At 53.9% G+C, this 12574-nt stretch carries 13 protein-coding genes; 1 reads left to right on the forward strand and 12 read right to left on the reverse strand.

Annotation, left to right across the window (positions count from 1 at the left end):
• Positions 1-35: 35 nt before the first annotated feature.
• From ymfI to DFG60_RS09680, 12 genes are all read right to left on the reverse strand, one after another.
• Positions 36-740, reverse strand: a complete 705-nt coding sequence (gene ymfI, locus DFG60_RS09625) for an elongation factor P 5-aminopentanone reductase (protein ID WP_114571555.1) — start codon at positions 738-740, stop codon at positions 36-38.
• A complete protein-coding gene (yfmH, locus tag DFG60_RS09630) occupies positions 737-2014 on the reverse strand; it encodes an EF-P 5-aminopentanol modification-associated protein YfmH (protein WP_408608657.1) in 1278 nt (425 codons plus the stop codon). The genes ymfI and yfmH overlap by 4 nt, the downstream gene beginning before the upstream one ends.
• Complete coding sequence (gene yfmF / locus DFG60_RS09635; RefSeq protein ID WP_114571556.1) at positions 2011-3264, reverse strand: EF-P 5-aminopentanol modification-associated protein YfmF; 1254 nt, start codon at positions 3262-3264, stop codon at positions 2011-2013. The genes yfmH and yfmF overlap by 4 nt, the downstream gene beginning before the upstream one ends.
• Positions 3261-3815, reverse strand: coding sequence for a cob(I)yrinic acid a,c-diamide adenosyltransferase (locus DFG60_RS09640; RefSeq protein ID WP_114571557.1), 555 nt, complete (start codon positions 3813-3815; stop codon positions 3261-3263). The genes yfmF and DFG60_RS09640 overlap by 4 nt, the downstream gene beginning before the upstream one ends.
• A 33-nt stretch (positions 3816-3848) precedes the next feature.
• Positions 3849-5576, reverse strand: coding sequence for an ATP-binding protein (locus DFG60_RS09645; RefSeq protein ID WP_232818689.1), 1728 nt, complete (start codon positions 5574-5576; stop codon positions 3849-3851).
• Positions 5573-6346: a response regulator transcription factor gene (locus tag DFG60_RS09650; protein WP_114571558.1), complete on the reverse strand. Its 774-nt coding sequence runs from the start codon at positions 6344-6346 to the stop codon at positions 5573-5575. Before DFG60_RS09650 ends, DFG60_RS09645 begins: the two co-directional genes overlap by 4 nt.
• A gap of 138 nt (positions 6347-6484) precedes the next feature.
• Complete coding sequence (gene ccsB, locus DFG60_RS09655; protein ID WP_114571559.1) at positions 6485-7651, reverse strand: c-type cytochrome biogenesis protein CcsB; 1167 nt, start codon at positions 7649-7651, stop codon at positions 6485-6487.
• A complete protein-coding gene (resB, locus tag DFG60_RS09660; RefSeq protein ID WP_114571560.1) occupies positions 7648-9204 on the reverse strand; it encodes a cytochrome c biogenesis protein ResB in 1557 nt (518 codons plus the stop codon). Before resB ends, ccsB begins: the two co-directional genes overlap by 4 nt.
• Before the next feature lie 18 nt (positions 9205-9222).
• The gene (locus DFG60_RS09665; protein WP_114571561.1) at positions 9223-9813 is read right to left on the reverse strand and encodes a redoxin domain-containing protein; all 591 of its coding nucleotides are present in this window, start codon (positions 9811-9813) and stop codon (positions 9223-9225) included.
• A gap of 117 nt (positions 9814-9930) precedes the next feature.
• Complete coding sequence (locus tag DFG60_RS09670) at positions 9931-10692, reverse strand: pseudouridine synthase (protein WP_114571562.1); 762 nt, start codon at positions 10690-10692, stop codon at positions 9931-9933.
• Positions 10692-11270, reverse strand: a complete 579-nt coding sequence (gene scpB / locus DFG60_RS09675; RefSeq protein WP_114571563.1) for an SMC-Scp complex subunit ScpB — start codon at positions 11268-11270, stop codon at positions 10692-10694. Before scpB ends, DFG60_RS09670 begins: the two co-directional genes overlap by 1 nt.
• Complete coding sequence (locus tag DFG60_RS09680) at positions 11257-12012, reverse strand: segregation and condensation protein A (RefSeq protein ID WP_114571564.1); 756 nt, start codon at positions 12010-12012, stop codon at positions 11257-11259. The genes scpB and DFG60_RS09680 overlap by 14 nt, the downstream gene beginning before the upstream one ends.
• 93 nt (positions 12013-12105) lie before the next feature.
• On the opposite strand from DFG60_RS09680, the gene DFG60_RS09685 reads away from it, so the two are divergent.
• Complete coding sequence (locus DFG60_RS09685; RefSeq protein ID WP_114571565.1) at positions 12106-12573, forward strand: DUF309 domain-containing protein; 468 nt, start codon at positions 12106-12108, stop codon at positions 12571-12573.
• Position 12574: the final 1 nt, after the last annotated feature.

Below are 12574 nucleotides of genomic sequence, written 5' to 3' on the forward strand. Positions count from 1 at the left end.
TTAAATGAAAAGCATTCTAAAGACCGATTCTTGCGTCAAATCCAGCCGCCGTCGATCTTCAGGATCGTTCCTGAGACATAGCTTGCTCTTGGACCGAGCAGGAATTCGACAGCATCGGCTACCTCCTTGACCGTTCCCATCCGTCCTGCCGGAATCTCTTCGAGGGCGGAACGTCTGTCTTCCTCCGTATAATCCTCGTTCATCGGCGTATCGATCCAGCCGGGAGCGACGGCATTGATGCGCCCGCCGAGCGGTCCGAGTTCCTTGGCGTATGCTTTGACGAAACCGATCTGTCCGGCTTTACAAGCGGAATACGTGACCTCACCGGCAGCGCCGGAAAGGCCCCATATGCTCGCGATCGTGACGATTGAAAGTGATGCGTCGAACGGCTTTCTCGCCGTCAATGTGCGACTGATTCGAATGAGCGCCTCAACATGCAACGTCAGCATCGAGCTGATCGAAGATTCATCCTGATCGATCAGCAGACCGCTATAACTCGTTCCGGCATTGTGGACGAACGCATCGACGACCGGCAACTTCTCGCAAAAGGAAGCGAGTGAATCCCGGTCAGATAAGTCCGCCTGAATGATTTCGACCGGTACAGGGATGGTCTCCGCATAGGCGACCAGCTCGTCTTCCTTCGAGTGCGTATGCAGGACGAACGATTCAGCACGGGGCATGAGCACGTCGATCAACGCACGTCCGATTGCCCCGCTTGCGCCGGTTACCAAAATCCTCATCCGTTCAAACGCGGCTTGACGATCGAGACCGCCCGCTGTTCAGCGACGAACAGTTCGTCGAATCGCTGCTCGACATCGGCCTTCGTGATCGAGGCGATGAGATGCGGCAAGTCGAACAGATTCGTACCGGCAAGAGCATGTCTGGAGAATTGATTCGCGATATATTCCGGGGAGTTGAGCGCACGGAGGAACTTCCCTTGCATCATGTTCCGTTTCCGGACGACTTCCGCTTCCTTGAAGTTCGGACGCTTCGACAACAACTTCTCATAGGCGGTGATGAATCGGTCCGGTTCGGCCGTCTCCATGCCGAACGACGCGAATGCGAACTCCTCCTCGCTCGAGTAATCAAAACTGAACGTATCATCGATCAGTCCCTCTTCATACAATTCGAGATACGTATCTGCCGTTTGATCGAACAGAAGATGCAACAGCAGTTCACTGGTCAGTTCGCGCTTCAACTGCGCCTCCCCTCGGAGCGATTCGTCCTTGTACCCGATCAATACCTTCGGGGTCTTGATGTCGAGCTCGAGTTCGAACCGTTTGCGCGAGACGGCTCGGGGTTCCTGTCCGTAATCCCGTTCGACCGGGTTGCGGGCGCTGTAGTTCTTCTGCGACTGATTGTTTTTGACGAGTTCGAGCACCTGCTCGGGATCGATGTTCCCGACGACGAAGAGCACCATGTTCGACGGGTGGTAAAATGCGTCATAGCACGTATACAAATCGTCGGCGGTGATCTTATCGATCGACTCTGTCGTTCCGGCGATGTCGATCCGGACTGGATTGACCGCATAGAGCGACTCGATCAGTCCGAAGAACAAGCGCCATCCCGGATTATCCTGGTACATCTTGATTTCCTGGTTGATGATGCCCTTTTCCTTTTCCACGCTTTCCGGTGTGAAGTAGGGATCCTGGACGAAGTCGATCAGCGTCGAGATGTTCTTCTCGATGTTCGATGTCGCTGAGAACAGATAGGCTGTACGGGAGAAGGAGGTGAAGGCGTTCGCCGACGCACCGAGTTTCCCGAACTCCTGGAAGACGTCCCCGTGTTCCGATTCGAACATCTTGTGCTCGAGGAAATGGGCGATGCCGTCCGGTACCTGGACGAAGTCGTCACCGCTCTTGAACCGGTTGTCGATCGAACCGTATCGTGTCGAGAAAGTGGCGTATGTCTTCTCATAACCGCGTTTTTGCAAAAGGTAGACCGACAGCCCGTTGTCGAGCTTCTCAAAGTAAAGCGTCTCCCCTACATCATGATATGCCAACTGTTTCATCATTCTTCACCTCTCAATAGATAGACCGCGTCTAATTCGATTTTCCCGGCCAATCGGACGATGTCCTCGCGCGTCACACGTTCGATGACATCGATCTCTTCGTCGAGCGTCAAGCCCCGCATCTTCGATCCGTTCAGCCAGCCGATCAACTGTCCCGGCTGGTCGAGGATCTGTTTCCTTGCATTGATGAGCATCGCTTTCGTCTGATCCAACTCTTCTTCCGTGAACTCGCCGCGCTGAAGCGCGAGGAGCTGTTCACCGATGATTTGCTCGGCTCGTTCTGCCTTCGAGGCTTCGACGCCGGCATAGACATAAAGCTGACCGTTCAGTGCCGCGTACCTTGAAGCCGCATAGTAGGCGAGGCTTTCCTTTTCACGTACGTTCATGAACAACTTCGAGTGAGGGAATCCTCCGAACAGGCCATTTACTGCCTGCATCAGAATCGAATCCGCCGAGGATGGATCGACATCGACACGGTAGCCTAGATGCAGTTTGCTCTGTTTGATCGGTTGGCTCTCGACGAGACGCTTCGTCCCCGCCACACTTTTACGGACCGGGATGAAGTGCGCCGATTTTTCATCTTGCTTCGGTAAAAAGGACATGACGTCTTCGAGCTGATCCTCTGTCAAATTGCCGACGACGAAGACATCGATTCGGTCTTCGCCGACCATTGCCTGGTATGTATCCTCAAGGGATGCTTCCGTGATTTCCTTCAGGTATTCGATCGTCCCGAGAGATGGAATGGAGACCGCTTCATCCTGCGCCATCAATTCAAGCAGCCGTTGCTGGGCATATCGCATCTTGTCGTCGTAAACAGAAGCGATCCGCTGTTCATGGAGACGTTTTTCCTGCTTGACGAACTGTTCTCGGAATCCGCCTTCCGTCAGATCCGGATAGAAGATCATCTGTTCGAGTAGCTCGAGCGCCTCCTCCATCAGTGTCTCATGATGAACGAGTTCAGGACGGACGAAATCGAGCTGGAATGAAACGACATGCTCTTCGCCGAACTTCGAGGCGTCCGCATACAAACCTGCATCATACAGCGTTTCAAGCGGTTCACGAAGGGCCTTCATCGAAGGATAGGCGGCAGTCGATTTCTCCATGATATAGGGCAGCAACGCCCGGCTCGTGATCGTCTCCCGCTTCAGCGGAGCAGAGAATGTGACGAGGACTGTCGTCGTCTTGAATTTATCAGTCGGAACGAGGTGCATCGTGACCCCGTCCCGCTTCCATTGCTTAAATGATTGGCTCATTCGTTATTTTCTTCCTTTCGTTTAAAGACGTGCGCGCTTCGGACATATTCGATGTCCGCCTTGTGTCCGACGGCATTCTCATACCTTGCCGCCGTGAAGAAATAGTCGCTCAGCCGATTGATGAACGGGATGAGATGTTTCGCCTCCTCGACGCGGAGAAGCCGGCGTTCGACCCGTCGACAGACCGTTCGGGCCACATGAAGCGTCGACGCTGCTTCTGTTCCGCCAGGCAATATGAACTTTTCGATCGGAGGCGCAAGCTCTGTCAGTGCATCGATCCACCGCTCGAGGTCATGCGTCGCATCCTTGCTCAAGCGGGATTCTTTCGGCACTGCATACATCAGGTCGCTCCCGCAGTCGAACAACGCGTGCTGGATGACGATGAGTTGCTCCTTGACCTCGATCGAGCCGGCCTTGCTTCGCGCTAAACCGATGAAACTGTTCAATTCATCCAAGTCCCCCATCGCCTCTATGCGATGATCCGTCTTCGGCACTCTCGCGCCGACGAGGGAGGTTTGCCCCTCGTCTCCTGATTTCGTATAGATTTTCATGAAAAACCCTCCTATAAGACAAAGGAAGCGAACTTAGCTTCGCTTCCCTTGTTGTTTAGGCAATTGGATCCGGAATGTCGAACCTTTCCCGAGCGTGCTCGTGACGTCGACTTCACCCGCATGGGCGCGGACGACGTTCGCGACGATCGCAAGCCCGATTCCGGTCCCCGTACCGCCCCTCGTCCGTGCCTTGTCCGCTTTGTAGAAGCGGTCGAACACGAACGGGACGTCTTCTTCCGGTATTCCTTCGCCGGAATCAATCACCGATAAGTTTATTTTTTCCCCAACATCCTCGATTTGAATCGTGATTTCGCCATTTTCCGTGTACCTGAGGGCATTTCCGAGCAGGTTCGTCAGCACTTGCTCAAGCTTGTCCTGATCTCCTTCGAAGACGGCGTTCTCCCCTGTCACATGGAACGTCACGTTCTTCTCCTTGCCCATCTGCTTGAACTTCTTGATGACGCGGGTGACGAACGGGACAGCTTCGATCGTCTCGAAACGGAGTTCCTGATGCCCCGCCTCCATTCGAGCCAGGTCGAGCAGATCGTTGACCAACCGGGACAATCGAAGCGACTCGTCGTAGATGATCGAAGCGAATTCCTTCGTCGCCTCGTCGCTCTCCGTCATGCCGTCGACGATCGCTTCCGAGTAGCCTTGGAGCATGACGAGCGGAGTACGAAGCTCGTGGCTGACGTTCGCGACGAAGTCGGCCCGCATCTTCTCGAGCTGCTGGGCTTCGGTCATGTCACGCAGGACGGCGACGGCACCGATCTGTTCTTCCTGTTCGAGCAGCGGACTGACGATGATGATGTAGTACCTGCTCTCCCGCTCGAATGCGACCGTCCGTTCCTTCCCTTCCTTCATGACCGTTTGGAACAGATCGATCAATTCGGTCGGAACTGCGGAACCTGCAAGAAAACTTTCGGCAGGCGGATTCGTCGCAAGCAGCTCCCCGTCCCTCGAGAATGTCAACACCCCGTCCGCCATGCAGCGAAGGATTGACGAAAGCAGATGACGTTCCTTGTCTAGATCGGTCACGTATTGATTGAGCTGACTGCTCATGTCATTGAAGGCGAGAGCAAGATCTCCGATTTCGTCACGGGAGCGCTGCTTCAAGCTCTGATCGAATTTCCCTTCTCCCGCCTCGACGACCGCCTGGCGAATCGCACGAAGCGGTGCCGTGATCCGGGTCGAGAGGAAGAAGGCGAACACGGTCGTCCCAATGATGGCGAGCAAGACCCCGACTTGGATGATCTGACGAGCCCCTTTATTCGCCTGCTCGATGTTTTTCAACTGTTCGAGCATATAGATCGTTCCGGTACCGCTCGACGTCTCGTAGGTCGATCGATAGGCTAATGCCGCCTTCCCTTGCAGCGTCTCGTAATTTCCGATGGCCGTATGACCCGGTTCTCCGTCGACCGCCTTCCAGTTCTGTCTTTCAAGTTCGCGGATCAGACGGCTCGCCTCAGAATCCGGTATGTTCGTCTGGATCTTGCCCGTCCCGTCCGTCGCGATCAAGGTCGCACCGTATATGTCGGTGATCTCCGTCGCTGTCTGTGCTCCTGCCGCCATCCCGCCGTGGGCTTGCAGAATCGTCTCGACCTGCTGACCAAGTTTAGCGAGGTGACCCCGTTCCTGTTCGATATGGAAGGAGTTGAAGAACTCCAGCAAAAGAATCGTCAGGGCGATGAGGACGACCGCTACAAGCAGCAAGATCGTTCCCCAAAGCTTGATGACGACACTGCGTAACCATTTCATCATTCCTCGCCAGACGCCTCCGCGCCTGACGCGTCTTCAGTGTTCTCGAGGTCCTCAGGAATGACCGGGTTCTCGAATTTGTAACCGACGCCCCATACGGTCGCAATCATCAATGCGGCATCAGGAGAGAATCGGTTCAACTTCTCACGCAATCTTTTGACATGCGTGTCGACCGTCCGAAGATCGCCGAAGAACTCATAGTTCCAGACATCCTTCAGCAGCTGTTCACGTGAAAAGACCTTATCCGTCTGCTTCGCGAGGAAATATAGGAGTTCATATTCCTTCGGAGTCAAATTGAGTTCGTGTGAATCGACCGTCACCCGGTGCGCGTCATTATCGATCATCAGGTGAGGGAAGACGATGATGTCCTTCGTCTTCGGTTCAGTATGGAGGAATTTCGTCGAACTCGCACGGCGGAGAATCGCCTTGATGCGAAGGACGACTTCGCGCGGACTGAACGGTTTGACGATGTAGTCGTCAGCGCCCATCTCGAACCCGTGTACGCGGTTCGTCTCCTCGCCTTTCGCCGTCAGCATGACGACCGGTGTCGCTTTCGTTTTGCGCAACTCTTCACAAACTTCCATGCCATCCATCTTCGGCATCATCACGTCGAGCAGGATGACATCGTAATCATTTTCAAGCGCCATCTCGAGTGCCTTTTCGCCATTGTCCGCCTCATCGATCTTGAAGTTTTCACGTTCGAGATACATCTTGAGCAGACGGCGGATCCGTTCCTCATCATCGACTACTAAAATACGAGCTTCTTCGGCCATTGATTGAATCCTCCTATTTAACTACGCATCTAGGGCGTTTAATCTGTTCACTTCTCCAACAGTATACTATAAAAACATGGCGATTCCCTGTCTGCACCCGCAAAAAAAGTCACCTGAAATTTTCAGGTGACTGTCAAATCATGCGTAGGAATGAAGGCCAGCGACGACGAGGTTGACGAAAATCAGGTTGAACATGATGACGGCGAAACCGCCGACGACAAGCCAAGCTGACTTTTTCCCGACCCAGCCGCGTTGTATGCGCATATGCAGGTAGAAGACGTAGAACAACATCGTGATGAGCGCCCAGACCTCTTTCGGATCCCAGCCCCAGTATCTGCTCCATGCCATCTGCGCCCAGATCATCGCGAAGATCAGGCCACCGAGAATGAAGACCGGCAATCCGATCGCAACGGCACGGTAGCTGATTTCATCAGCAGTGTCGAGGTCGATCTTTCGCGCGATCGGCTTGAGTGTCTCGGCGATCCGCTTCCGGAAGACGACGAAGCGCAGAACCACGTAGAGGATCAGCCCGCTGATCAAAGACCACAACACCGTGTTCAGTTTGTTCGCATTGATATAGTTCGGCAGTTCGACGAATGCGCCTGAACCACTGAGTACCTTGCCACCCTCCGGACCAGTCAAGACCGGCATCGAATACTCATGTTTCATCGTCGCACCGTTCTTCGCGACATACTCGATCGTCGAATCGCTTCCGATCGCTTTGAACATCAGACCGACAAAAATGTATCCGACCACACAGATGAGCGTAAAGAAGACGATTTCAAGCCATGTCCGTGTTTTCGATTCTTTCGAGAAGTCAGTCGCATGGACCAGGTAAAGCAAACCGGTCGCGAAGCTGACGGCAAGGATTCCTTCACCTAGCGCAGCCGTCGTGACGTGAATCTTCAGCCAGACGCTCTGCAGCGCCGGAATGAGCGGTTGGACCTCATCCGGGAACATCGAGGCGTATGCGATGACGAGAAGCGCGACCGGCATCGCGATGAGGCCGAGGACGTTGTTCCGGTAGATGCCGTAGACGATCAGGAAACCGAATACCATCATCATGCCGAAGAACGTCGTGTATTCATACAGATTCGATACAGGAGCGTGTCCTGCACCGGCCCAGCGCGTAAAGAAGTATCCAAGCTGCGCGATGAAACCGATCAGCGCAAGCGAGAAGGCGATCCGACCGCTCTTCGACGGCCCTTTCTTCCCGCTCGTCGCGACGGCGAAGAATGCCGTGCTGATTAGATAAAGAATGAATGATACAAGCAGCAGATTGCCGCTTAGACTGAGCAGATTCATGCCGTTTCCCCCTCTTCACGCAGCTTTTGACGATCTTCGAGCTCTGGAAGTCCCACTGCCGTCAGCGCGTGATTCGCTTCTTTCTGAAGCGCCAATGCATTTTTGTTCGTGTAGCCTGCGATCTCCACCTGTCCATTTTCAGAACGGACCCAGAGTCGGCGATGCGGCCAGTACATGCCGATGATCAGACCTGCCATGAAGATGATTCCCCCGACGTACAGGAAAGGCAGAGTCAGGTCTTTCTTCACACGAAGCCCCGAGATGTCCGCAAACTCCGTTCCTGCGAACTCCATCGCGTATTGGTTGTCATCCCCGCCGACGTTCATCCGGATACCGACCAGGCTCCGTTCGCCCTTCGGATGTTCGGGTGAGGTGATGTTGAAGACATACGCCGGATTGATCAGGCGTGCCGATTTCGTGTTCGGCACGCCGTCCTCGACGACGAAATCAGGGAAGAAATCGATGAGTTCGACTTTGTAGCCTTCCTTCAGATCGTATTCCTGCTTCGGATCGCGCAAATCGATTTTGATCGAATCGACCGGCTTCCCTGTTTTTTGGTTCATGATGTCGAACGACATCGAAATGAATTCAGGCTCAGAAGCATATTGTTCCTGGAACACTTGGTAATCTCCGAACGTAAACGGATGATTGACCTCTGTCGATCCACTCTTCACTTCCTCGAGCTTCGGTTTCCCGTTCTCAAGCGTACCGGTCCGCTCGTACAGACGCAGCTCCGTCTCGTAGTTCTTAGGGACATTGCTGCCTGCACGTTCGAGCGCCTCCTGGAACTTGGCGTTCTCCTTCTTCGGGTCATAGAACTCGAGATTGAACGCGTCGCTCTTCAAGTAATACTGACTGTCCGTCGCCTGGATCGGCAACGTGTCCCCTTCGCGCAGCCAAATCAGTTCGTCCGCGTGCATGCCCGGGACGACACGCAGCATCGCTCCCCCAAAGAACAAAACGAGCCCGATATGGTTGATGTATGGACCATAGCGCCCGAACCGTTGCTTTTCTGCAAAGAGCGCACCATCCTTGCGCTTCACTTTGTAGCCTTTCTTCTTCAAGAGCGGCTCAAGCCCATCGATTTGATCCTGCGATCCGCTCGCCGATGCGCCGAATCGCTGACCGTCCATGAAGCGTTTCGTCCGGATGACCGGTTGCTTCTTAAGCGCACGATATAGCGGGAAGAAGCGGTCAATCGAAACGATGATGATCGAAAGGAGCAACAATGTGATCAGGCCGATATACCACCACGACTCGAAAAGCCGGTGGAAGCCGAGCGTATAGTACAGAAGTCCGGCCGATCCGTACTCCTTTTGATAGTACTCTGCAGGAGGTAGATTCTGAGGAATGTACATTTCCTGCGGGAAAATCGTACCGACGCCGGAAGCCAGGATGATCAAGCCGATCAGCCAAAGCCCGACCTTCACCGAGGAGAAGAACGCCCAGACCCGGTCGATCGTCCGCGAGATGGAAGAGCGGCTCCGCCTGTTCGAGCGCAGCTCCGCTTCCTCATAGCGCATGTCGATTGGTTTGAATTCTTTTTGCATCATGATTCCCCTTCCGAGGCTTTATTTCTTCGCCTTCGCGATCAATTCATCCAGTTTCGCCTGGTCGATTTCGCCTTCGTACTTCTCGATGACCTCTCCGTCCTTGTTGATGACGAACGTCACAGGCAGGTTGTAGATACCGTAGGCCTTCTCGACCGACGAGTCCGTGTCCATCAGGATCGGATAATCGGTACCGCCGATGTCCTTGATGAAGTTCGATACCCGAATCGGTGTCTCACCGACGTTGACAGCAACGAAATCGACACCTTGGTCCTTCATTGCGCCGTAGTTTTTGTTGATCAGGGGCATCTCCTTCTTGCATGGCTCACAGAACGTTCCCCAGAAGTTCAGCAACAGGCCTTCCCCTTCATAATCCTTCAAAGTATGCTGCTTTTCCCCGTACAGGTCGACGAGCGCGAAGTCCGGTGCGTCGTCTCCGGCGATGACGCGTCCATTTTTGTCACGGGTCGCCTGTTCGATGAACTGCATGATCACGACAGCACCTGCGAACAGCACCATCGTCATGATCATCAAGCGCCAGAAAGAGCGTTTCTTTTTACCGTCAGAAGCCTTGTGTAAGCGTTCTTCCGTAGTCTGTTTTTTCTTGTCCATGATTTACCGCCTCCGTCCTTTATTGTACTTGAATGTGGAAACAATGTGACGAACGTTAATCGGATTGTCACAAAAAAAGAAAACTCACCCGAATGGATGAGCTTTTTGCTTTACAAATCAACGTTTCTTCGTGCCACCACGTCTTTTCGTAGGCGGAACAGTCGGGTTCGCCAGCTCACGCAATTGACTTACTTCTTTTTTCGAGAGTTCACGCCATTCGCCTGAACTGAGTCCGGCGAGCGTCAGGAAGCCGAATTGTTCGCGCTTCAGCTTGACGACCTCGGAACCGAGCGTCTCGACCATTTGACGTACTTGACGGTTATGTCCCTCATAGATGATCATCTCGAGGATTGCCGTATTCTTCTTCTTGTCGACGTCACGCATCTCGACGCGCGCCTTACCCGTCTTGAAACCGTCAGGAAGGACGACGCCCTTCTCAAGCCCCTTGACCTGGAAGTATTCCGGGACTCCCTTGATCTTGACGATGTAGCGCTTCGGCACCTTATACTTCGGGTGAAGCAAGAGGTTCGAGAACTCGCCGTCGTTCGTCATCAGCAACAGACCGCTCGTGTTGTAGTCGAGCCGACCGACCGGAAAGATGCGGTGCCCGGGTGGTACGAGATCGACGACCGTGCGTCTTCCTTTGTCGTCATCGACCGTCGAGACGACACCAGTCGGCTTATAGAGCAGGTAGTAGACGTGCTCTTCGCGCTCGAGCTTTACGCCGTCGACCTCGACTTCCGCCTTGCCTCCAACTTTCGTTCCGAGTTCCTTGATGACTTTACCGTTTACCTTGACACGTCCGTCAAGAATGAGTTGTTCTGCTTTGCGTCGCGAAGCCACACCGGCTTGTGCGATGATTTTCTGTAGTCGTTCCATTAATTTACTCTCTCCTCTGTTGTCAAAGGATCATTTCGGAAGAACAAGTCACCGTCTGCTTCGAACGTCTCTTCGAATTCGAGCGGTGGCAGCTCTTCGATGCTGTTAAGACCAAAGTGGTCCAGGAAATGATCCGTCGTCTTGTACAATTTTGCTCGTCCGACGCCTTTTGCGCGCCCGGCCTCATCGATCAGTCCTTTTGCACTGAGCGTGTGGATGACCCGTTCCGTCTTGACGCCCCTGATGACCTCGATGTCGGCACGGGTGACCGGCTGCTTGTAGGCGATGATGACGAGCGTCTCCATCGCCGCCCGCGAGAGCGAATCTTCAGCGAGCGACCCGGCGTATGCCTGGATATACGGTGACATCTCTTTTCGTGTCACCAGTTTGAAGACTCCGCCTGACTCGACGATCTGGAGCGTCCTGTCTTCGTGCTCGAACCGGTCCGCGAGGCGCAGGAGCTGTTCCCGCGCCGCCGCCTCACTGATATCGAGCGTAGTGCTGAGTCCGCGCGGATCGAGTCCGTCCTCGCCGACGACGAATAATAGGCTTTCGATGATTCTTTCATAAGACGCCAATTGGACTCGCCTCCTGCGTGATAATGTTCAACAGGATATCTTCTCCCGTTTGTTTGCAAGAAATGTGCCGTTGCTTGACCAGCTCGAGGATTGCGAGGAAAGTGACGACGAGCTCTTCGACGGTCGGCTCTTCGTGGAAGAAGCCAAAGTAGGTCGCCCCGTCCGAGTTTTCGATATAATCCGCCACCCGGCGCATCTGTTCCTCAAGCGTCCGCTCTTCCCGTCTTACCGTCCTCGACCTGCGCACCTTCCACGCTGCCCGCTTCTTCATCTTCTCATAGGCATGCAACAGATCACTAAAGGACAGTCCGCCACTGTAGAGCGTCTCTCCTTCGAGGTAATGCGTCAAGTCTTCCGGTTGTTTCGAATAGAGTTCGAGCCTGGCCTCCTCTTTTTCCTTGAGGATGACCGCTGCTTCCTTATATGCCTTGTATTCCACGAGCTGTTGGATCAGACCTTCCCGAGTAGGTTCCTCCTCGAAATCGGGCACGTCCTCGTAATCCTGCTGTTCGATTGGCAACAGCTGCTTGCTCTTGAGCTGCAGGAGCGTCGCTGCCATCACCAGGTATTCACTCGCGACATCCAGTTCGAGATGCTGCATCGCGCGGATGTAAGATACGTATTGGTCAGTGACGACCGATACGGATATATCATAGAGATCGATCTCCAGTTTCCCGATCAAATGAAGGAGCAAGTCGAGCGGGCCTTCGAACGCATCCATCTTCACACTGTATGATTCCATGTATCTCCCTGCCCATCAACGTTTTTTGCGCCTAAGTATACCACACAACGCCTGCACCCGACTATGCTATATTGGTGGAAAGGGGGACGCGACATGCAATCAATCGAGCGATTCGCTTTTGAATTCAATGTGCACCAAGACTATTTCGAATGCCATGAGATACTCGAGGAACTTTGGCAGGCCGGAAACAGGACGGACGATTCACTCGTCGGTCTTATTCAGTTGGCAGTTGCACAGTACCATCACCGGCGAGGGAACGAGGCCGGCGCGATGAAGACTTATCCGAAGGCTTTCCAAAAAATCCGGCAGCACGCGAAGACGATCCGGTCTTACGGCATCGATGCTGGGCTGTTGCTTGAAGTTGAAAGGGAGATTCAGGAGCGCTTCACTCCAATTCGTCTGCCGCTTCTTTCTCCGGTCAAGGAAGGTGTCGAGCAGCTCGAGAAGCTCGATCTCGACCCGCACTATCTCATGCATAAGCACCGGCTGCGCGATCGCACTGAAGTGATCGTCGCAAGGGAGGAAGCACTCGGCCTGCGTGAAACGATGAAAGACCGCTGAT

The organism is Exiguobacterium flavidum, from assembly GCF_003344535.1.
GTDB lineage: Bacteria > Bacillota > Bacilli > Exiguobacteriales > Exiguobacteriaceae > Exiguobacterium_A > Exiguobacterium_A flavidum.